Below are 18580 nucleotides of genomic sequence, written 5' to 3' on the forward strand. Positions count from 1 at the left end.
TTTTCGTACTTTCATTCGTATATTTTTCGTAAATCGTCGTATTAATTCGTAGGGAAAATGATGCGCGATTTGAGGTCTTCAACGGTATCATGCACGTATATTTTCCGTGTCAGTTCCAGGCTGCTGTGGCCCATCACTTTCGCGATGGCTTCGAGCGGGGTATGGAACCGGTACAGCATGGTGCCGTAGGTGTGACGAAGCTCGTGAAGACTCAAGACGGGATAACCTGTTTCATTTGAAAAGTCTGTGATGAATCGGTGATACTCGCGGCGCGCGTAGTTTTTCGGATCGGTGTGATCGCTTGGGCCGTGACCGACGACGCACGGCGATTTCCTTTCAGCGGCAGCTAGAAATTCAGCGGTTTCGGTGTCAATGGGAATCTGTCTGACTGCGTTTCGCGTCTTGCCTTGTGTGATAATTAGGCTGCCGTCTTTAAATGTGACGGCGCGCCGGACGTTTATGATCTTATTTTGCAGGTCAATATCGCTCCAGCGAAGGGCACAGAGCTCACCGCGGCGGAGACCGGCCTTGAGAATGATAAAAGGCCCGAGTCCGTCAGGGTGTGTTTTGGCGAAGGCAATGCATTTAAAGTAGGCGTCTTCGTCATAAGTCTGCTTTTGTTTTGGCGGCTTGCCGTATTTTCGGATGTCGATAAACGGCGTCTTGACGATGAGGTCGTTTTGGATGGCGTAATCAAAGGTGTTTTTCAGAATGTAATAGAGCTTGTCAATGGCCCATTTGTTCCGGCCTCTGTTGGCGACAAAGAATTTCTGAATGTCGGCCTGTTTCACCTCGGCGATCGGCTGATCTCCAAAATAGCGCGAGATGATCTTGAGGCTGTATTCGTAAGTCTGAGTAAAGGTCAGATCAGAGACGACGGGCCGCTTGCAATTCTCCATCCAATGTTCGCAGACGGCGGCGAGCGTCTCATTTGATTCGGCGATCAGCTCTTGATTGAGCATGAAGGCCTTGTATTTTTCGTCGATCTGTTCTTCAGCCCGTCGGCCCCGGCCGTAAAAGCTGTGATAGATTTTCTTCCCGGTCATCGGATCCACGCCGATGACTTTTTTGCGTTCGATTAGACCGGTGGTCTTTTCGCGCTTGGTCTTTGCGCGTCTCATGGAATCATCCTTTCTTGAATAAATATTTTATTTTAATTTATGATTCCTGGTTTAGTATGCTGATCCAGTTATCAGGGAATCCAATGTCTTTTAATCGAATACTTGTTTTGTACTTATCGATTAGATCATACAGCGGCAGGAAAAATTCGCGGTTCCATTGATCTGGTACCGGATAAAGTTCTTTGAGCATATATAACTGTGAAAACAGTTTATGATTTAAATGAATCTCTTTGTCTCGACGTCGGACAGCGGGAACGGAAGGGAAAGACCAATAATACAATCTGGCGTAATGGGCGCACCTGTTTCTCAGATCAGCTAAGCTTTTCATCCAGCCAGATAAAGTTTTATGGTCGATGTGATACATGTTTTCTGCCAAATATTGTTTATCAGGTTTTTTCATTCCTGTGTAAAAGTAAGATAACATTCCTAATGAAAAATAATCGATAACCGTCCATAATGGAAAATGCGAATGATATTTCTTTTTATGATGTTTGATAACAGGAGATTTTCTATTTTCTCGGATACAGCTTCGAAAGCGTTTTTCGAATTTGTCGAAGGCAAATTGTTCGTTGAAGTTTTCACGTTGAAGATAACCTTCAGCATCATATTCATGTGAAAAGAAGTAAGCGATCTGTGTGCGTATAAATATTTCTATTTTTTCAATGCTTTTGAAAATGAGATTGCGCATTTCCTGGTCGAAGTTGTAAACATTTCTAATAATATCAAAGGAGATGACAGCATTGTCTCTGAAAAATGGCAAGAAATAACCGGATAATCGATAATAATTAACTTTAGATAAAAAGCTTTTGCATTGTTCGTCATCGTGAATAATAACGCCATGCGTTTTGAGAATTTCAACTTGCTCGTCGAAAGTTTTAGGAGTTTTCAAAATTGTTTCTGACATAAAAAGGCCCTCCGGCTTTGCACATCGCTGAGAGGTGTGGAGGGATCTGTTATCTAAAGTATATGCCAGACCTCTCAGGATGTCAAACTAAATTTAATATTATGACAAATGTATATTTTTTCGGCTATTTACTACCACACTTAGCGGCATTTATAAAGATTCACCTCCAAACTTAATACTTACTTGATACCTAGTTGAGCCTTCACCGAATCAGCCTCACGACCGGCCATTTCTCGATTGTTATTCTTTATCTTTTAGCTTTTTCAGACGCTTTTTTTCTTCGCGCTCAATTTGTTTGACGCTTTTTCCGGGCGTTGGTAAGTCTTCAGGCATAGTGCCACCGAGGTCGGCGATGGTTTGGCGAACGCGTGTACCGACTTCGTGATGTGTGGCATTAGCTTTTTCTTTGCCTTTAATATGTTCACGGCGAAGTTTTTCTTCAGTTTGTGTGGCACGAAATAAGTTAGCTGCCAATTCGGTAGATCCCATGTGATCTAAAATATTTTGGCTCTTTTTTAGCCCTTTACGTTTCTTAATGTCTGCCGCTTTTAGGCCGCCATACAATCCCATGTATCCGGCATTTTGGAAGGTGGCATATTCAAAAGGAGTTTCAACACCGGCATCTTTAGCTGCGGCAACAAGCTGTTTGTTGTGCTCTTTCATTTCATGGCGAATGGATAACCGTTTTTGATCTTCGGACAGACTGTCATAATTTTCAATGAGTTCCTGCTGGCGGGTTTTCACGGCGAAATAAGTTTGTGCTAAGGCAATTGGCTCTTTATGCGGGTCACCATTTTGTGCAATCAGATAACAAGCGTAACGGGACAGCTGGAAATCTTTAATAGAACGCTTCCCACCGTTGGGAGTAGGGGACGTTTTGTTGACTTCAACAAAATGTTCAGAAACCGCATTGCCGCTGGTTTTACAGGCATCTATAGCTTTATTTATGATCTTGGTGAAATTACGCCATTCTTTATATTCAAGTACATTTTGTAGTTCCCGCGCTGTCCAATATTCCTGATCATATTCGTTAATATGCTTGATAGATTCAAACAAAGATTCATCATGCGTTTTGATTTCGTTCATGTTTTCACCTCTTTATTTTCAATATTATTCACCTAATCTGCCTCACGACCGGCCCGAGGATCTGGATCGGCGCGTCGTCGGGGCCGTTCTAGTCAATCTTATGATAAACGCCGACGAGCAGACCGACGACGTAAAGGTCGACATAATCTACAATGATCGGTTTGTATTCTTTATTGCAGGGTTGTAAGATGACAGTTTTGCCATCGCGGTACAGCTGCTTAAGTGTCGCCGAATCTTCTGCACCAAAAACGACGGCGTATATCTCGCCGTCGATCAGCTCAAAGTCTTTCTGTAAAAATGCAATGTCGCCGTCATATATGCCAGCGTCTATCATAGAATCGCCATGAACGATCAGGCAGTAGTCCGCCTTCACCGACTGATCGATGAAAAACGTGCCCTTGAAATTTTCTTCGCCGTATATGCCGTCTCCGGCGCATATCTCGCCCAAGATCGGAATAGGGACGGCCCCAGGGGTGATGATGTTAGAGGGGATGCCTTTTAACTTAGGCTTGCGGTTTAAGACATGGCCGGATTGATTTTCAGAATCCCATCCCATTAATTTGGCTGGAGTTGTTTTAAGAGCTTTTGCAAACTCAACAATTTTTGATTGAGAGATATCAACTTTTCCGGACTCAATTTTTGCAATCATACTTTTACCAGAATAACCAGTTAATGCAGCAAGTTCATCTTGTGTTAAATTTAGTTCTTTTCTTCTTTTTCTTATATTTGTATAAAGTGTCATAGTATTATTCCTACATATTCATAAGATAAATTTATTATATAACGGAGTGTAATTTATTTCAACAAATTTGATAAAAAGGTTGACACATATTAAACACGGTGCTATCATATGTATAAAGTTGAATTAAATGAAACAAAAGGAGGTGAGTTAATGGTAGATGTAAGAACGCTGAAGACTGAAATTTTAAACAGCGGAATGACGATGACAGCTATCGCTCGAAAGTCTGGAATTGTGCGTGAAACGCTGTATAATAGGCTTAATGGCGTTGGTGAATTTACTGCTTCAGAAATCGAAGGACTTTCGCATGCTCTTAACTTGACCATCGGACAAAGGAATAATATTTTTTTTGCAAATAAAGTTGAATAAAATGCAACTTATTGAGACGTTCTTGAAGAAGTGAGAAAGGGGGAATGATGAGGGATGAAGGTTGATAAGAAAGCGCTAAGAGCTGAGCTTGTCCTTCATGGTTTGACCCAAGAAAAAATCGCGAAGGCTCTTGGCATCAACAGAGATACATTTAGGCGCCGGATGGACACAAATACGTTTCATTTGGCTGACGTGTATAAGATGGTTGATTTTCTAAGCCTTCAGGAAGATGAGATATTGAAAATCTTTTTCGCAAAAGATTAAAAACGAGCAAGGTGCTGGCACACCTTACCCGTAAAAAATTTATTTGGTCTTTTTAGAAGCACGTTGAGATAACGCACTAGCGGCTGCAGTTTTCGCGGCCTTGCCGGAGCGTTTGCTGCGAAGGACTTTTGAAGCGGCTTTTGCAGCACGTGCAGATGTCTGTTTACTGTTTCGTGCTCTTGTCATACGCATTCCTCCTTTCGTTAAATTTCATAAATAATAACGCAAGATGAGGAAATAATCAAGCAAGGTACACAAGATATTGAAGAAAGCGTATGGGATAGAGAAGAAGTGAGGAGGAAGGATGAAAGAATTTGACGCTTACAGGGATCTGATTGAAAGAACGAAATATGCCATTAATTCCGATAACCGAGACATCGTTTATGAGGTATACGGAGAGGCTCGTATGGCACTACAGCTTGGAGCGATTTCGTTCGATCAGTATTTCAAAATCAATGCTGTATTGATCCGCTGCTATCTTAACGGCGGCGCTAACCGAAAGAAAAAGGCGCTGAAGCAGATCGAAGAAACAGAGTGGTGAGAGGAGGACGGATGACGTTCGAGATATTTAAATGGATTTACTGCACGGCGTGCTTAATCGTTAGCCTTATCGCCTTGATCCACAGCTATCAGTAATGAAAGCCGAGATGATTTTTATCCTGATCAGCAGCCTCTTGATAAGACGTTCCAAGAATCGGTCGCGTCTTCTTGGCTAACTCAGCCCATCCGGTAACATTACAGACTCGGAATTCGGAACGGAAGGATTTGAAATTATCCTGGCAATACGGATTGCGTCTTGCAAATGGGGGCTTTTTCATCGCGACGCAAAAAGAAACAGCAATATGCTGAGTGTCTTCGCCGGCACGAACGAATAAATCCCATTGCGTGACGGCATTCGCTTTAAGAACGCCACTTATTCCCTCCGGCATGTGATGAACTGAAGGAAGCAGCGGATTTGTCTGATTTTCGCGATAGAAAATCATATCGCGGAAACGGGGAGGCATGCTTCTTCTGGTAACCAAGGGAAGCTGCTCATGAGTATCGGCATCCATTACGACGAGGTCGAAATAGCCAATATCAACAGGAGATGTGTTGACAATATCAATACTGAAATTAATGCCATAGCCGACAGCCGATTCAGGAATAAAATGACCGCTGGCGTCATTACAGTAAACGGCACTATCGAGAAAATAATCAATCTGATTGTTAAAGAACACGCGATAACGCTTGCTTGTACGCCAAAAAGACAAGATGGAAAACAACAACGCAATTGTTGAGAGGATAACAGGAAAATACTGAGTAATGAAAATCTTCACGATAAAGACCTCCTGGGTTTTTATCCATTATAGCAGATTAGGAAGGAGAAAGGATGGACAACGAATTTACAGATATTGTTTACGATCACTTGATTGCCGGCCGCGCGTGGGAACGATGCGAAAAATACATCGAGGATTACAATGATCTGTCGCTGCTATTTGATGAACTTTATGAATCTTTTATCACAGCAGCCAACACCATCAATAGTGATATCGCGCCGATGGCGGTCGACATGATCGATGAAATTTTCGATCAGGTCGATGACGAAGAAATCGAATCGAGCGCGATAGATAAGTACCGGATATTACACCCAAAACAACGGTAAGGAAGGAGGACGGCATGAAAGTTACGATTGATCTTCCGGACAGCATTGCCAGGCGGATCGATGAACTCACATCGCTTGTGGAAGCCAATGACAAGCGCAATTACATTCGGACAGAGGACGCCGCGCGGTTCTGCGGCATGGATGCGGAATCGTATAGAAACGCGGCACTCCGGGGCGCGGTCCCTTTCGCGATCGCTTACCGGAAAACGGCAGGCGCGAACGCCTGCGTTCGGACGGCGATCTTGCCCTTCTATTTATCCATGATGAATATCAACGGGCAGGACATTATCAATGCGATGGGGGTCGCAAAATGAAACGCAAAATTTTACGTTTGCTCGACTGGGTGGCGATCGGCAGCATACTGCTCGGCGCGACGGCGGCGGACTGGTCGCCGATCCGCATCGTGATGATGCTGATCCTGGTGCCATGCGCTTACATCGGACTCAGGGAATGGGCAGAAGAAGAAAGGAGCCTGCATGAAAGAAACTAGCATAAAAAAAGGCCGCTGACCAATATGGCCCTCGGCAAGAACGTTTAGCAAGTCCATTTTAACCCCCTCAAGGGGATGCGTCAAGTCCCAAAGCTCCTTAATGAATAATAAATGTTTGAACACTTCACAGCTCATTTGATAACCAAAAAATCCCAAAGCGATATATTTTTGGGCTTGGCGCATTTTCATTCGGTTAAACCGGCCGCATTTAGCAGCCGTGTTTATCCCGGCGGTCTGAACTTATTCCTTTGGCTAAAGATTCATGCTTTTACTGTTAAACCAATATATTCAGATTCCTCAGGCCGCCGGATTTTAGAAAGCAACGAACATGAATAAGAACATTAACGCAATTGATACCCGGGGGATGACCCGGGAAGAGTGGCTTAAGGCCCGGCTCATCGGCATCGGCGGCAGCGACGCCGGCGCGATCGTCGGGGTCAACGCCTACCGCTCGCCCGTGGCCGTCTGGGCCGACAAAACCGGCAGAGCGGAGGAAACACCGGAAAATGACAGCATGCGACTCGGCCGAGATCTGGAAGATTACGTCGCCAGGCGGTGGTGTGAGGTCACCGGGAAGAAGTGCCACCGGCGCAACGCGATCCTGGTCAATCCCGATTATCCGTGGATGCTGGCCAATGTAGACCGAATGGTCACCGGTGAAGAAGCAGGCCTGGAAATCAAGACGGCTTCGCCTTTCGCAGCTGATCAGTGGAAGAACGGCGAGATTCCGCCGTCCTATGAAATCCAGTGCCTGCACTACATGGCTGTGACCGGCGCCAAGCGCTGGTATCTGGGAGCACTCATCTGGCCTCATATTGAAACCCGGGTGATCGAACGGGATGAGGACGAGATCCAGACCCTGATCAAGATCGAGCAGGACTTCTGGAATGATTACATCGTCCCGGACGTGATGCCGCCGGCAGACGGCTCCAAGGACTGCGGCGATTTTATCGCGGCCCTCTACCCTGAGGGCGAAGCCCAGGAAGCGCCGATGGATTTATCAAAATTCAAGGACAGCTTCGCGCGGATCCGCGAGATCGACGCGCTGGCTGATCGACTAAAACAGGAGAAGGAAGCGATTAAGCAGCAGATTCAGATGGCGATGCAGGATAACGAAAACGGCATCTGCGACGGCTGGAAGGTGACCTGGAAGAACACAAAGCCGAGGGAAACCCTCGATACCGGAAAAATCAAAAAAGAACACCCAAAGCTGTACGCGATGCTATTCGAACGGTACAAAAAAACGGGCAAATCGTCCCGAAGATTCACGATTAAAGAAACGGAGGAGTAAACAGATGGCTGTGAAGGAAGCCCTCGAAAAAAGGGCCAATCAGAGCGCTCAGAGCGCAAGACATGCGCCGCAGAGCATTAAGGACTGGGTGAAGGTCATGGAACCGGCGATCAAGAAGGCACTGCCTTCGGTGATCACGCCGGAGCGGTTCACACGGATGGTGATGACCGCCATTTCCAGCAATCCGAAGCTGGCAGAGTGTACGCCCGCTAGCTTCTGTGGGGCGATGATGCAGGCCGCGCAGCTGGGCTTAGAGCCCAACACCCCGCTGGGGCAGGCGTACCTCATCCCGTACCGCAATCATGGCAAATTGGAATGCCAGTATCAGACCGGATACAAAGGTCTGATCACACTAGCATATCGGTCCGGGCAGTTCAAAAGCATTTACGCCAAAGAGGTGTATGCGGCGGATGAGTTCAGTTACGAATATGGCCTTGAGCCGCACCTGAAACACATCCCATCCACCGATCTCGACCGCGGGGAGGTTGTGTATTATTACGCCGTCTTTACGCTGATCAACGGCGGTTTTGGCTTTGAAGTCATGAGTAAGGCCGCGGTGGACGCCTTCGCCAGGAAATACTCCAAGACGTACAAAAAAGGATATACCAGCCCATGGCAGACCAACTTTGATGAAATGGCAAAGAAGACGGTATTAAAACGCGTACTGAAATACGCGCCACTGTCCACTGAGTTCGTCAAAGAAGTCAGCGCCGATGAGACGATCAAGACGACGCTGGACGCCAATATGGTTGATCTGCCGGATGAAACACAGTATGAAATGGTTGATGAGGAAGAAGAGGATTCCCAGGCTGAAAGCAGCCAGAAGGAAGCCGCTGCCGAACAGACAGCGATGGATGCAAGGTTGAAGTAAATGGCAAGACCGCAAAAAGAAGGACTTGATTACTTTCCTTTTGATTGCGGGTTCTTTCGGGATAAAAAGACCAGGCTTGTAAAGGCAAAGTTTGGTGCAAAAGGCTTAGTGGTTCTCATTCAGGTATTCTGCGAGATCTATGAGAACCACGGCTATTATATGACTTGGGATGAAGACGACTGCCTCATGATGGCGGAAACTGTCGGTTGTGGCGCTTCACCCGAGTTGGTGTCGCAGGTTATTGAATTCTCGGCTGCGCGGTCACTGTTCGATTACACACTTTTCAGTCAGGAACAGATTTTAACCTCCAGAGGCATACAAAAGCGATTTATTAAAAGTGCCTCAAAACGCGACAACATCCGTATGCGCAAAGACCTGTTTTTGCTGGATGAAAAAGAGATTCCGAAAGGGTCTCTGGTTAAGCTCGACCTTTTTTCAGTTTCCGGGGAGAAAACCCACGTTTCCGAACCGGAAACGGCAGTAACCGGAGAATCAATCCCTAAAGCAAAGGAAAGTAAAGTAAAGCAAAGTAGAGTAAAGAATACATATACGTCGGACTCCGCCGACGTTGTGGGCGCTGACGCGCCGCACTTCGATTATCAACTCTACATCGACTACTGGAATCATCATGTCGCAGAACCGACCGGGATCGCATCTGTAAGAAAGGCAGCACATTGGAGCAGCGCCAGGAAAAAGAATCTGAGGGCAAGGGTGAAGGCCGAAGGCGCGAAGACCGTGCTCGCGGTATTCGATATGGTCAGCGCTTCGGACTGGCTCAGCGGCCGAGCGGGAGACTGGCAGGCCGACTTCGATTGGGTGATTAAGCCCGCGAACTTCCAGAAGATCATCGAGGGGAAGTATAAGAATCGGCAGCAGGCCGCTAAAGAAACGTTTTACGATAAATTGGCACGAGGTGGAAGATGAATGCAAATGAAACCGGCCGGATCATGAAGATGATCAAGGCCGCTTATCCGAATTTTGATACAAACGGCAGCGCCGAGGACATTGCCGTGCTCTGGGCCTGGCGCTTCAAAGAGACCGACTTCAGGACCGTGCTCGACGCGGTGGGCGAGTGGATCGACGGCGATCACGCCTTCGCGCCGACAGTCGGGCAGATCAAGGCGATAATTAAGCGCGGACAGCCGAAGCTTTCAGCGATGGACGGCTGGCATGAAATTGAAATGGCGCTGCGCGATTCCCTGGCGAACGCAGAGACCGAATTTGAGAAGCTCTCGCCGCCGGTCAAGGCGTACGTTAAAGATCCGCAGACGCTTCGGACCTTGGCGGGGTGTTATATGTCAGGCAGATATTTCACGGATTACCAGGATCGGTTCTTCAAGTTCTTCTCTGCCATGCAGGAAGACACGACGCCAGACTATCCGGCACTGAATCAGCCAGAGAAATCGGTGATTGCAGAGAACAGCCGCGCGGATCGGCTGATTGAAGGCATGGCCGATCATTTTAAGCTGCCGACGTGAAAGGAGAACCATGAGCAAGCAAGAGAACCCGATCCAAACCACAAACCTAAGAGCCGTAGGCCGTGACTTAAGAGGTATCAAGGCCCGACACCCTTATACAGCGGAGTCGATCGACCAGGCGGTGAAGGTCTTGGAATTTCTGGACCAGATCAAGCGAGCCCGCGGACCGAAGCTGATGATCAATGGGCTCATCATTCCGCTGATGCCGCATAGACTCTCACGGTCCTTTAATACTAAAAATCCAGAAAAGGGCCTCTATTACGATTCTGAGACGATCACTGGGCTGAGCTTCTTCGTTAACCGAGAAGACGGCTATATTGGCATTTCTGCGGGAAAATGCGGCGCCCTTGAAATTGATTTTGACCGGCTGCCGGAATTTATCTCGGAATTACTGGATATTGATTACATGTATGTGGATAAGGAGGATTAATTGTGGATAACTTAACGAAATTTAAGGATCTGGAAATCAACGATTTATTCAAGTTTGACGGCGTGGTGTGGATGAAAACACTAAACCGGGACAGACCGGATGGCGGACCTCTAAACGCATTTGATATGCGGCCGGAAAAGCCGCATTTTGAGCACGTCGATGACGATGCACAAGTTGAGATATGGCGGCCGCGCCTGCGGTCCAAGAAAGTGAGGGCTTGAGAGATGGATGAAAATAATATTCTGCTGCCAATTTTGGTGAAGTATCGGCCAGGGATGCCGAAGATTGAAAAGCACGGAGCCATGTACGATTTGGCCACAAGTGAGACGGTAACGATCGCAAAGGGCGAGGTGAAGATGATCGATTTGGGCGTTGCAATGAATCTGCCAGATTACACCTTTGCAAGGGTTTATCCACGGTCTTCAACGCACAAGAAATGGCATATTTTACTTGCGAATTCTGTGGGAATCATTGACACGGAATATTGCGGAAACGAAGATTATTGGAAATTCCCAGCATACGCAATCGAGACAGTCACGATTCCAGCACATACGCGAATCGCACAGTTTGAGATTGTGGACAATTGGGATCAATTGCGGTCAACACTGATTGAGGTGGACCACCTCGACGGGGAAAACCGCGGCGGATTTGGGACGACGGGTGACTGATGGACAACGCATTTTTATTACTAGATCGCAAGCAAAAAATCCAAAGCGTGTTCAGACAGTACGGCATTGATAATTTTTATTTAAGCTATTCGGGCGGCAAAGACAGCACCGTGCTGTCATGGATCATTGATCAGGCTGTCCCAGATAACCGCATCCCGCGAGTGTATGCCGATACAGGCATTGAATATAACATGGTCCGGGATTTCGTTAAGAAACAGGCCGAAAAGGATGATCGCATTGTGATAATCCGGCCGTCGGTGCCGATCAAAAAGAGCTTAGAGGAGGATGGATATCCATTCAAAAGCAAATTGCATTCAGCCATAGTGGATGTTTATCAGCTTGACAGCTGGAGCAAAGCACACGGGAAGCCCTATACCATTACCGGCATCATGCACGCCGAGGGCGGACGACGTGAGCGGGCTACATGTCTAGCGTTCAACAAAAAAAGATTAACTACTTTTAATCCATTGCTGCCCATATCGAAAGAGTGGGAAGAATGGTTGATTAAAACCTATCAGATTGAAATCTGCGACATTTATAAACCGCCTTATAAATTTTACAGGACCGGATGCAAGGGCTGCCCATTTGCGATTGATATTCAACAAAACCTGGATACATTGGAGCGCTTTTTCCCGAACGAAAAGAAACAATGCGAAAGGATATGGGCACCGGTGTACGCGGAATACAGACGCATTGGATACCGGTTTAAAAAAGACGACGGCAAACAAATTGCGATGGACTTAGGGAATCAATTTTGGAATTTGAAATGATTTTACTTTTGTTTTTGGTGGCGCTGCCGGCATTGATATCGGTCGGTGTGTCGCTGATGATTTGCGATATTGAATTAGACAAAAAAAGAAAAGGGGAAAAGCCATGAACGGACACAAGAGAAATAAAAATAGGCTGCCACGGTGTGAACTGTTTAACGACAATTTTCAAAATTTTAAGCGGTACAACATCCCAAGGGCGCAGCTGGTAATCGCCGATATTCCGTATAACATCGGCAATAATTTTTACGGTTCCAGCCCGGAATGGTACGTGGGCGGAGATAACAAGAACGGAGAGAGCAAGAAGGCCGGGAAAAGCGCATTCAATACGGACTTCAATTTCAATATTGCCGAGTATTTCCATTTTTGTAACCGGCTTTTAAAAAAAGAGCCCAAAGAGCGCGGAAAAGCACCGTGCATGATTGTGTCCTGTGCTTTCCAGCAAATCCAAATGGTTTTAAAGTACGCGAAAAAGCACGGCTTTGCCAATTATCAGCACCTCACATTCTGCAAGAATTATTCCGCCCAGGTCTTAAAGGCAAATATGCGGATTGTCGGCGCTACAGAACATGCGCTGCTGCTTTATAGAGATAAGCTGCCGAAGTTTAACAACGAAGGCAATATGATATTCGATTGGATCATGTGGGAGCGCGATGGGAAAAAATACCCCAAAATTCATCCGACGCAGAAGCCGATTAAGCTGTTAAAGAACTTGATTAAGTTGTTTACGGACCCGGGCGATGTGGTTATTGATCCAGTTGCTGGATCAGGTGCAACGTTGAGAGCGTGTCAGGAGGTTGGTCGAGACGCTTATGGCTTTGAGTGTTCAAAGCATTTTTATCGGTTAGCTAAAGCAAAAATGATCTTGTCAGAAGAGAATGCGTATGGCTATCAAGAAGATCAGATCACCGGGCAGATCGGGATGGTCGATCAATTAATCAGTTAAATTTAAACCGCCGCCAATGCTGGGCACTGAAAGCTGGACCTATAGCAGGAAAGGAGGGAAGGTTACTATTTCAGCATTTTTGATTCGTGAATGGTTACGTCAATTATTTAAGTTTGTTTTGAACTGTTCGGGAATACCGAACAGTTATCAATATAGGGCAGCGAGTGAATCTGGCCATAAGTATTCAAGCAATGGCTGGTTATGGGTATAAGACAGCGGAAGAATCACAGGCATTTGTACAAATTGAAAATTGAAGTATATCTCTTAGAATTTCGTGTATTATTTTTCGTATTGTTCTAAGATTCACACAGCGCCCAGCACTGACGGCGGTAATTAGTTAGGAGGATATATGCAAATTGTAAAGAGAAAATTTAAAGACGTTGATAGCGGGGAAATATTCTGGATGAGCGGTGGCGAACCGCTTCAAAAGACAGACCGAGAGATCATTTCAGGCGAAAATGTAATTAATGCCGTTAGTTTAGAAAGCTTTAACTTATTTCAATTTGAGGATGATGTCATAGTAGAAGTCTTTGATGCAGACATAGATGTGCTTCACGAATATGAACTATCGCTTAAGGAGGAGTTGGCGAAGAAATGATTAGAAGATGCATAGATGAGATTGGAAATATATATCAAAAGACAGATGACTGCGATAAAGAATTGGAGTTGGAATATCACAAGAAATTGCTTGAAACATTAAAAGCAGATGGGTATTTAGGCGACTACAGAAAGTATGTCAACTCATTAAGAAGAATGAAATCAAGAATCGAGAGAGATTTGAATGAACTCGAGGATATCGCAAATTTAGGATATAAGCGTGGCTGGTTGAGCAAAGCTGATATAAAGCTATTACAAAGGACGCAAGAAAATTTGATCAGAGTTTACGCTGACATTCAGATTTTAAAAGGAGGATGTTGTGATACATCATTATTTGACGAAGTATAAGGATTTATCGGACGGCAAGCGGTATGCAGAATCATGGTTACAGATTAATTTATTCGGCCGATGTTTTTGTTTTAGCAGGCGGCGGATATGCCTGTAAATAGCAGGCAGAAGGGCGCACGGTATGAGCGCGAACTGGCCGCCGCGTTCAAAGATGAGGGGTTTAAGCAAGCCCGGCGCGGCCAGCAGTACTGCGGTGCGAACGGGGACGCCGACGTCGTAGGCCTGCCGGGGATTCACGTCGAGGCGAAGCGCGTGGAGCGATTAAACATCCATCGTGCGATGGATCAGGCGGTCAGAGACGACAGGCAGGGCGAAATTCCGGCCGTGTTTCACCGGAAAAATAATTGTGAGACGCTGGTGACGATGCGAATCGGCGACTGGTTTAAGCTCTATCACGAATGGGAAGCCGGGACCGATCAGAAGTTGATAAAGGACAAATAGAGGGAGGAACGATGGCGACAAGCAGGACGATCAGGGAAGAGCAGGCGTACATTCGGGATCGGCGGAAGTTTCTGCAGCAGAAGCGGAAGAGGCTGATCGGCAGCGCCGGGCCGAACAGCTACGGCAAAGGGCAATCCTATGGGGACGCCGATGCGATTCGGGCCGATCACCATCAGGAAGCGGAGAGCGTGATGACGGAGCTGATGCGGGTCAATCGTGATCTGGAGATGCTGCGCGAGTATGAACAGGACCTGAATCGCCACTTGGATAAGATTCAGGAGATTGTGAAGAGAAATGAGGACCTTAATTTTAAAATCAGAGTGCTGCACGACACTGTGGGGTTGAATCTTCGGGAGGTTGCTGAGGAGCTGGATATGTCCTACGATTATATCCGGCACGTATCGGCTGAAATAATGAAAAATAAATAAAATAGCACAGTTAAACTCACAGTCAAGTTGAAAAATGATGGTAATATTTTTATAGGGGAACGACTACAAGATAACATTGTCTTAAATTTACCTCCCCCAGTGGAGCCGGACAGGCTCCATTTTTTGTAAAAGAAAAGCCGGGATTAATTCCCGGCCTGATCGGAACGGCAGAGCGCATCGAGGGAGACGCCGAGAGCGTCGGCCAAGATAATCGCCGTTGACACGCGGCAGTCGTCGCGCCGTTCTATGTCTTGAATGGTTCTGATCGAAACGTTGGCAAGCTCTCCAAGTTTAGCTTGAGAGAGCCCACGCGATTTGCGAATCTGCTTTAAATTCATGGATACCTCCTTATTTTTTCATAGTGTTGTGCAGCGCGAATGCGGATAGGGCTAAAGCGATGATGCTGACAATCAATGTCGTGAGTTGTAATGCTTGCATGTGCGTTTTGAATGGCTTATAATAACAACGAGGAAGGGGCTTTGCCCCTTCGAAAGTTTATTGCTGTGACTTGATGATGATAACCGCTGTAATTAGCTGGATTATAGCGGTTGTCAAGTTCAGCAGCGTTGTTATCAGAACCATCTTAGTGACCTCCTTCCCTTTAGGATAATTATATTATACACGTAAATGCGTGTAAAATCAAGAGGCAAGGAGGCTTTTTTATTGTTTTTTTGCACCTGTAAAGGTGCTTTTTTCATGCCTGAAAACGAGAAGAAAAGAGATAACCATGAAGATTGAAAACATGAACATTCACCAACTAATGCCATACGAAAACAATCCGAGAATCAACGACGAAGCCGTCGAATATGTAGCCAATTCTATCAGGCGCTTTGGCTTTCGTTCTCCGATTGTGGTGGATAAAAATAATGTGATCATCGCAGGACATACCCGGTATAGAGCTGCACAACGATTAGGTTTAAACAAAGTTCCGGTAATTAGCGCCAAAGATTTGACCGACGATCAAGTAAAGGCGTATCGTCTAGCGGACAACAAATCGGCGGAAATCTCGAAATGGGATTTTGAAAAATTAGATATCGAACTGGGCAATATCGACATGGATATGTCGCAATTTGGTTTTGACGAGATGCATTTTGATCTGGATCTGAAAGATTCAGAAGGCGATATTGAGCAAGACGACGATGATGATGGCTATTACGGTGACACTCGGGAAAATACGTACAATCAATACAACTTAAATGATTATGATCCGGATCGGACGGAAGGACCTTTTAACATTCCGACTTTAGCGCCGATCGATTACATGCCGGAGGAATTATTAGGTTTCAATTACGCCACAGGGAGCGACGAATACGAAAAAGGCGTTCATTTTTTCATCGATGATTACCAATTTGAGCGGGTTTGGCGTCAGCCGGTAAAATATTTTGAGATTTTGTCGCGCTTTGATTGTATGCTGACGTCAGACTACAGCCTTTATCTTGATATGCCGATGGCAATAAAAATTTGGAACGTATACCGGGCAAGGCTCATTGGACAAATGGCGCAGGATCGGGGCATCAAAGTAATCCCAACGCTCATGTACGCGGAACCGGCTACTTATCAGTTTTGTTTCGACGGGCTCCCTAAACACAGCACTTATGCCACCTCAACGGTTGGCGTGATGCGAGACGAGGATGCTAAAACCATCTGGATCGAAGGCATGGAAGCGGCGATCGAACGGCTTGAACCGAAGAATTTACTCATTTACGGATCCCCGATTGATTTTGATTATGGCGGCATCAATGTAAAACACATCGAAGCGAGGAAATTTGAGAATGCAAAAGGTTGATTCTCAATGGTTTGATTTGAAACAATCCAGTCAAAAAGATGGAGACTTGTAAAACAAATGGGCGGACGAGGAGCGAGTAGCGGCATATCAGAAAAAGGTAATAAATATGGTTCTCAATACAATACGATACGAGGAAAAGACAAAAAGCCGTTACAAGTAGGCAATATTAAATTTGTCACGAAAAATAATCGTCAGTCAGAAACGTTGATGGAAACCATGACAAAAGGCCGGGTTTACGTGACTGTTGGTGGTGATGATTTATTGTCAATTACTTATTTTGACGACAATAATAAGCGAAAGAAAACAATTAACTTAAATCATGCCCATAAAGGTATGCAGCCGCACACACATCATGGATATGAACACAATGAAAACGATAGTCCGAAAGGCGCATCACATTTGACTGCTAAAGAAAGAAAAATGGTTGAACGAGTTTTGAAAATATGGCATAATCACCTTAAGAAATAGGTATTTGGTGTAATGATAACACGCGATTCATCACCGAGATTTCCGTTTGATTCGGGAAATGCCTGTTTAATAGCTGGTGGTGGTGCAGGCCTGGGAGCACACTGTTTCGGCAGAGACCCTCGTTCAAATCAAGGCGCCGGTGATTTAAGAGATGCAGCAATGCGTCTCTTTTTTATTAGGAGGAATAAAAATGGGAGGAAGAGGAGCAAGCTCGAAAAATGCGAGAAGTTTAAGGAATAGGCTTAGAAACGCTAATTCTGAAACCAACTTGTATAGTAGAGCAAGAAATTATATTAACTCAAGTCGTGTTGTTAATGGTCTTGAAATGAGTTCACGACGAGCGGATCAGTTAAGGGATGAATTGAAAAAACCTCAGTATAATCGCACAGCCAAAGATAGATTCGCGGAATCAGTAACGGTGTTAAAATATCATCTAAGGGATTAAAGCGAAAAGATATGAGAGCATTAGCAGATTATGCAAGTAGTAATGGCTTAGTTTATGAACCTGAAAAGAATCATATCACGATTAGACGAAGACGGAGAGACGAGCCATTTTAATAACGGGTGACTGTAATGGGCGGACGCGGCGCGAGCAGTTATAGAATTATCAGACGATTGAAAAATTATCGAAGAGCAACTATCCCTAGGCATAAAATGACAGATTATTTATTAAATCCTGATGGAGATAAAGATAAGGCTGATTTCTTTAAAGCATTAGGCTATAATATGAAAAATAGAGAGCGGTTGAAAAAAGATATTTTGGCAAAATTAAAAACAAATAAAGCGCTTTCTTATGGGAAAAATACAAATGGCGATGAAGTTTTTCAAGTTAACATGCTTTTAGGTATTAGTAAAAAACGTATGGTTGCAACGGGATGGATTATTCCAAAAGGGAGTAAAGCTCCAAGACTGGTAACAGCGTACCACAATAAAAAGTTGAAAGGCAGATCATAACAGTGATTTATCATCTTCATGACAAGGTAAGAATAAAAGAAACTGGAGAGACAGGCTTCATTGTCTGGATCAGTGACAGTTTGAAAGATGATTGCTACCTTGTGGAAATAACAGGCAGAGATGAAATGCCGAAATTTTATGAAGAAAATCAAATCGCATTGGTTCAATCATTTAAAGAGTGGAATCATCAGGATTGATTATTAACGAGGTGGAGCTAATCCGCGAATTTGAGATTAAGTGAACAAGAATGAAGACACAACCGAAATTACAAATAAGCTGTTACGACATGAGCAGCTGTACGAGCACAATCGTAATGCTTGATGGCAAGGAACTGGATGGCGTTAAGCACCTTGTACTGGATGTGCCATCATGTAAACAGTCCCCGACGCTAACACTTGAAATTGATGTGAAAGACTTTAAAGTTCGAGATGCGCATTAAAACCTGCTAACAAAAGTCAAGCACAAAATAAAAATAATTAGATGCTGATTTCT

At 45.2% G+C, this 18580-nt stretch carries 29 protein-coding genes; 22 read left to right on the forward strand and 7 right to left on the reverse strand.

Annotated elements, in window-relative coordinates:
* Positions 1-41 precede the first annotated feature (41 nt).
* The 4 genes from QZX60_RS08380 to QZX60_RS08395 all read right to left on the reverse strand — a co-directional run bounded on the left by QZX60_RS08380 (position 42) and on the right by QZX60_RS08395 (position 3853).
* Positions 42-1121 (reverse strand): site-specific integrase, encoded by a 1080-nt coding sequence (locus QZX60_RS08380; RefSeq protein WP_295363645.1) that lies wholly within the window; start codon positions 1119-1121, stop codon positions 42-44.
* Between the two features lie 37 nt (positions 1122-1158).
* Positions 1159-2025, reverse strand: a complete 867-nt coding sequence (locus QZX60_RS08385) for an Abi family protein (protein WP_295363648.1) — start codon at positions 2023-2025, stop codon at positions 1159-1161.
* A gap of 240 nt (positions 2026-2265) precedes the next feature.
* Positions 2266-3111, reverse strand: a complete 846-nt coding sequence (gene dinD / locus QZX60_RS08390) for a DNA damage-inducible protein D (protein WP_295363650.1) — start codon at positions 3109-3111, stop codon at positions 2266-2268.
* 88 nt (positions 3112-3199) lie between these two features.
* A complete protein-coding gene (locus QZX60_RS08395; RefSeq protein WP_295363653.1) occupies positions 3200-3853 on the reverse strand; it encodes a S24 family peptidase in 654 nt (217 codons plus the stop codon).
* Between the two features lie 150 nt (positions 3854-4003).
* On the opposite strand from QZX60_RS08395, the gene QZX60_RS08400 reads away from it, so the two are divergent.
* Together QZX60_RS08400 and QZX60_RS08405 are read left to right on the forward strand one after the other, a co-directional pair.
* A complete protein-coding gene (locus QZX60_RS08400) occupies positions 4004-4219 on the forward strand; it encodes a helix-turn-helix domain-containing protein (protein ID WP_295363656.1) in 216 nt (71 codons plus the stop codon).
* A 54-nt stretch (positions 4220-4273) separates the two neighbouring features.
* Complete coding sequence (locus QZX60_RS08405) at positions 4274-4483, forward strand: helix-turn-helix domain-containing protein (RefSeq protein ID WP_295363659.1); 210 nt, start codon at positions 4274-4276, stop codon at positions 4481-4483.
* A gap of 39 nt (positions 4484-4522) precedes the next feature.
* Here QZX60_RS08405 and QZX60_RS08410 read toward each other — a convergent pair whose 3' ends face one another.
* Positions 4523-4669, reverse strand: coding sequence for a hypothetical protein (locus tag QZX60_RS08410; RefSeq protein WP_295363662.1), 147 nt, complete (start codon positions 4667-4669; stop codon positions 4523-4525).
* Positions 4670-4787: 118 nt separating this feature from the next.
* Here QZX60_RS08410 and QZX60_RS08415 point away from each other — a divergent pair, with 118 nt between their 5' ends.
* The gene (locus tag QZX60_RS08415) at positions 4788-5024 is read left to right on the forward strand and encodes a hypothetical protein (RefSeq protein ID WP_295363665.1); all 237 of its coding nucleotides are present in this window, start codon (positions 4788-4790) and stop codon (positions 5022-5024) included.
* Positions 5025-5112: 88 nt separating this feature from the next.
* On the opposite strand, the gene QZX60_RS08420 is transcribed toward QZX60_RS08415, so the two are convergent.
* Positions 5113-5799, reverse strand: a complete 687-nt coding sequence (locus tag QZX60_RS08420; protein WP_295363668.1) for a hypothetical protein — start codon at positions 5797-5799, stop codon at positions 5113-5115.
* Between the two features lie 53 nt (positions 5800-5852).
* Here QZX60_RS08420 and QZX60_RS08425 point away from each other — a divergent pair, with 53 nt between their 5' ends.
* From QZX60_RS08425 to QZX60_RS08500, 16 genes are all read left to right on the forward strand, one after another.
* Complete coding sequence (locus QZX60_RS08425) at positions 5853-6125, forward strand: hypothetical protein (protein ID WP_295363671.1); 273 nt, start codon at positions 5853-5855, stop codon at positions 6123-6125.
* A 14-nt stretch (positions 6126-6139) separates the two neighbouring features.
* On the forward strand, positions 6140-6439 hold the full coding sequence (locus QZX60_RS08430) for a hypothetical protein (protein ID WP_154575245.1): 300 nt from the start codon (positions 6140-6142) through the stop codon (positions 6437-6439).
* The gene (locus tag QZX60_RS08435) at positions 6436-6615 is read left to right on the forward strand and encodes a hypothetical protein (RefSeq protein ID WP_295363677.1); all 180 of its coding nucleotides are present in this window, start codon (positions 6436-6438) and stop codon (positions 6613-6615) included. Before QZX60_RS08430 ends, QZX60_RS08435 begins: the two co-directional genes overlap by 4 nt.
* A 328-nt stretch (positions 6616-6943) precedes the next feature.
* On the forward strand, positions 6944-7906 hold the full coding sequence (locus QZX60_RS08440; RefSeq protein ID WP_295363680.1) for a YqaJ viral recombinase family protein: 963 nt from the start codon (positions 6944-6946) through the stop codon (positions 7904-7906).
* Positions 7907-7910: 4 nt separating this feature from the next.
* The gene (locus tag QZX60_RS08445) at positions 7911-8777 is read left to right on the forward strand and encodes a recombinase RecT (RefSeq protein ID WP_295363683.1); all 867 of its coding nucleotides are present in this window, start codon (positions 7911-7913) and stop codon (positions 8775-8777) included.
* The gene (locus tag QZX60_RS08450) at positions 8778-9701 is read left to right on the forward strand and encodes a DUF4373 domain-containing protein (RefSeq protein WP_295363686.1); all 924 of its coding nucleotides are present in this window, start codon (positions 8778-8780) and stop codon (positions 9699-9701) included.
* Positions 9698-10255 (forward strand): replicative helicase loader/inhibitor, encoded by a 558-nt coding sequence (locus QZX60_RS08455; protein ID WP_295363689.1) that lies wholly within the window; start codon positions 9698-9700, stop codon positions 10253-10255. Before QZX60_RS08450 ends, QZX60_RS08455 begins: the two co-directional genes overlap by 4 nt.
* Before the next feature lie 10 nt (positions 10256-10265).
* Positions 10266-10685, forward strand: coding sequence for a hypothetical protein (locus QZX60_RS08460; protein ID WP_295363692.1), 420 nt, complete (start codon positions 10266-10268; stop codon positions 10683-10685).
* Positions 10686-10687: 2 nt separating this feature from the next.
* A complete protein-coding gene (locus QZX60_RS08465) occupies positions 10688-10906 on the forward strand; it encodes a hypothetical protein (protein WP_295363694.1) in 219 nt (72 codons plus the stop codon).
* Positions 10907-10909: 3 nt separating this feature from the next.
* On the forward strand, positions 10910-11353 hold the full coding sequence (locus QZX60_RS08470; RefSeq protein ID WP_295363697.1) for a dUTP diphosphatase: 444 nt from the start codon (positions 10910-10912) through the stop codon (positions 11351-11353).
* A complete protein-coding gene (locus QZX60_RS08475) occupies positions 11353-12123 on the forward strand; it encodes a phosphoadenosine phosphosulfate reductase family protein (protein ID WP_295363700.1) in 771 nt (256 codons plus the stop codon). Before QZX60_RS08470 ends, QZX60_RS08475 begins: the two co-directional genes overlap by 1 nt.
* Before the next feature lie 103 nt (positions 12124-12226).
* The gene (locus QZX60_RS08480) at positions 12227-13066 is read left to right on the forward strand and encodes a site-specific DNA-methyltransferase (protein WP_295363703.1); all 840 of its coding nucleotides are present in this window, start codon (positions 12227-12229) and stop codon (positions 13064-13066) included.
* Positions 13067-13415: 349 nt separating this feature from the next.
* On the forward strand, positions 13416-13664 hold the full coding sequence (locus QZX60_RS08485) for a hypothetical protein (protein ID WP_295363706.1): 249 nt from the start codon (positions 13416-13418) through the stop codon (positions 13662-13664).
* Positions 13661-14011, forward strand: a complete 351-nt coding sequence (locus QZX60_RS08490; RefSeq protein WP_295363708.1) for a hypothetical protein — start codon at positions 13661-13663, stop codon at positions 14009-14011. The genes QZX60_RS08485 and QZX60_RS08490 overlap by 4 nt, the downstream gene beginning before the upstream one ends.
* An 87-nt stretch (positions 14012-14098) precedes the next feature.
* Entirely contained in the window at positions 14099-14452 is a 354-nt protein-coding gene (locus QZX60_RS08495; protein WP_295363711.1) for a hypothetical protein, read from the forward strand.
* Positions 14453-14463: 11 nt separating this feature from the next.
* Positions 14464-14880, forward strand: a complete 417-nt coding sequence (locus tag QZX60_RS08500) for a hypothetical protein (RefSeq protein WP_295363714.1) — start codon at positions 14464-14466, stop codon at positions 14878-14880.
* Between the two features lie 143 nt (positions 14881-15023).
* On the opposite strand, the gene QZX60_RS08505 is transcribed toward QZX60_RS08500, so the two are convergent.
* Positions 15024-15218, reverse strand: a complete 195-nt coding sequence (locus QZX60_RS08505; RefSeq protein WP_295363717.1) for a helix-turn-helix transcriptional regulator — start codon at positions 15216-15218, stop codon at positions 15024-15026.
* Positions 15219-15607: 389 nt separating this feature from the next.
* On the opposite strand from QZX60_RS08505, the gene QZX60_RS08510 reads away from it, so the two are divergent.
* The 3 genes from QZX60_RS08510 (at position 15608) to QZX60_RS08520 (ending at position 18088) form a co-directional block, all read left to right on the forward strand.
* Positions 15608-16666, forward strand: coding sequence for a DUF4417 domain-containing protein (locus QZX60_RS08510; RefSeq protein WP_295363720.1), 1059 nt, complete (start codon positions 15608-15610; stop codon positions 16664-16666).
* A gap of 57 nt (positions 16667-16723) precedes the next feature.
* Entirely contained in the window at positions 16724-17134 is a 411-nt protein-coding gene (locus tag QZX60_RS08515) for a hypothetical protein (RefSeq protein ID WP_295363723.1), read from the forward strand.
* 573 nt (positions 17135-17707) lie between these two features.
* The gene (locus QZX60_RS08520; RefSeq protein ID WP_295363726.1) at positions 17708-18088 is read left to right on the forward strand and encodes a DUF6883 domain-containing protein; all 381 of its coding nucleotides are present in this window, start codon (positions 17708-17710) and stop codon (positions 18086-18088) included.
* The last annotated feature ends 492 nt before the right edge of the window (positions 18089-18580 follow it).

Origin of the sequence: uncultured Pseudoramibacter sp., from assembly GCF_903789625.1 — a bacterium.
Lineage (GTDB): Bacteria > Bacillota > Clostridia > Eubacteriales > Eubacteriaceae > Pseudoramibacter > Pseudoramibacter fermentans.

Excerpts from the sequence above, each read along its gene's own strand:
- QZX60_RS08380 (WP_295363645.1), bottom strand. The coding sequence starts at position 1,121 with ATGAGACGCGCAAAGACCAAGCGCGAAAAGACCACCGGTCTAATCGAA.
- QZX60_RS08385 (WP_295363648.1), bottom strand. The coding sequence starts at position 2,025 with ATGTCAGAAACAATTTTGAAAACTCCTAAAACTTTCGACGAGCAAGTT.
- dinD (WP_295363650.1), bottom strand. The coding sequence starts at position 3,111 with ATGAACGAAATCAAAACGCATGATGAATCTTTGTTTGAATCTATCAAG.
- QZX60_RS08395 (WP_295363653.1), bottom strand. The coding sequence starts at position 3,853 with ATGACACTTTATACAAATATAAGAAAAAGAAGAAAAGAACTAAATTTA.
- QZX60_RS08400 (WP_295363656.1), top strand. The coding sequence starts at position 4,004 with ATGGTAGATGTAAGAACGCTGAAGACTGAAATTTTAAACAGCGGAATG.
- QZX60_RS08405 (WP_295363659.1), top strand. The coding sequence starts at position 4,274 with ATGAAGGTTGATAAGAAAGCGCTAAGAGCTGAGCTTGTCCTTCATGGT.
- QZX60_RS08410 (WP_295363662.1), bottom strand. The coding sequence starts at position 4,669 with ATGACAAGAGCACGAAACAGTAAACAGACATCTGCACGTGCTGCAAAA.
- QZX60_RS08415 (WP_295363665.1), top strand. The coding sequence starts at position 4,788 with ATGAAAGAATTTGACGCTTACAGGGATCTGATTGAAAGAACGAAATAT.
- QZX60_RS08425 (WP_295363671.1), top strand. The coding sequence starts at position 5,853 with ATGGACAACGAATTTACAGATATTGTTTACGATCACTTGATTGCCGGC.
- QZX60_RS08430 (WP_154575245.1), top strand. The coding sequence starts at position 6,140 with ATGAAAGTTACGATTGATCTTCCGGACAGCATTGCCAGGCGGATCGAT.
- QZX60_RS08435 (WP_295363677.1), top strand. The coding sequence starts at position 6,436 with ATGAAACGCAAAATTTTACGTTTGCTCGACTGGGTGGCGATCGGCAGC.
- QZX60_RS08440 (WP_295363680.1), top strand. The coding sequence starts at position 6,944 with ATGAATAAGAACATTAACGCAATTGATACCCGGGGGATGACCCGGGAA.
- QZX60_RS08445 (WP_295363683.1), top strand. The coding sequence starts at position 7,911 with ATGGCTGTGAAGGAAGCCCTCGAAAAAAGGGCCAATCAGAGCGCTCAG.
- QZX60_RS08450 (WP_295363686.1), top strand. The coding sequence starts at position 8,778 with ATGGCAAGACCGCAAAAAGAAGGACTTGATTACTTTCCTTTTGATTGC.
- QZX60_RS08455 (WP_295363689.1), top strand. The coding sequence starts at position 9,698 with ATGAATGCAAATGAAACCGGCCGGATCATGAAGATGATCAAGGCCGCT.
- QZX60_RS08460 (WP_295363692.1), top strand. The coding sequence starts at position 10,266 with ATGAGCAAGCAAGAGAACCCGATCCAAACCACAAACCTAAGAGCCGTA.
- QZX60_RS08470 (WP_295363697.1), top strand. The coding sequence starts at position 10,910 with ATGGATGAAAATAATATTCTGCTGCCAATTTTGGTGAAGTATCGGCCA.
- QZX60_RS08475 (WP_295363700.1), top strand. The coding sequence starts at position 11,353 with ATGGACAACGCATTTTTATTACTAGATCGCAAGCAAAAAATCCAAAGC.
- QZX60_RS08480 (WP_295363703.1), top strand. The coding sequence starts at position 12,227 with ATGAACGGACACAAGAGAAATAAAAATAGGCTGCCACGGTGTGAACTG.
- QZX60_RS08485 (WP_295363706.1), top strand. The coding sequence starts at position 13,416 with ATGCAAATTGTAAAGAGAAAATTTAAAGACGTTGATAGCGGGGAAATA.
- QZX60_RS08490 (WP_295363708.1), top strand. The coding sequence starts at position 13,661 with ATGATTAGAAGATGCATAGATGAGATTGGAAATATATATCAAAAGACA.
- QZX60_RS08495 (WP_295363711.1), top strand. The coding sequence starts at position 14,099 with ATGCCTGTAAATAGCAGGCAGAAGGGCGCACGGTATGAGCGCGAACTG.
- QZX60_RS08500 (WP_295363714.1), top strand. The coding sequence starts at position 14,464 with ATGGCGACAAGCAGGACGATCAGGGAAGAGCAGGCGTACATTCGGGAT.
- QZX60_RS08505 (WP_295363717.1), bottom strand. The coding sequence starts at position 15,218 with ATGAATTTAAAGCAGATTCGCAAATCGCGTGGGCTCTCTCAAGCTAAA.
- QZX60_RS08510 (WP_295363720.1), top strand. The coding sequence starts at position 15,608 with ATGAAGATTGAAAACATGAACATTCACCAACTAATGCCATACGAAAAC.
- QZX60_RS08515 (WP_295363723.1), top strand. The coding sequence starts at position 16,724 with ATGGGCGGACGAGGAGCGAGTAGCGGCATATCAGAAAAAGGTAATAAA.
- QZX60_RS08520 (WP_295363726.1), top strand. The coding sequence starts at position 17,708 with ATGGGCGGACGCGGCGCGAGCAGTTATAGAATTATCAGACGATTGAAA.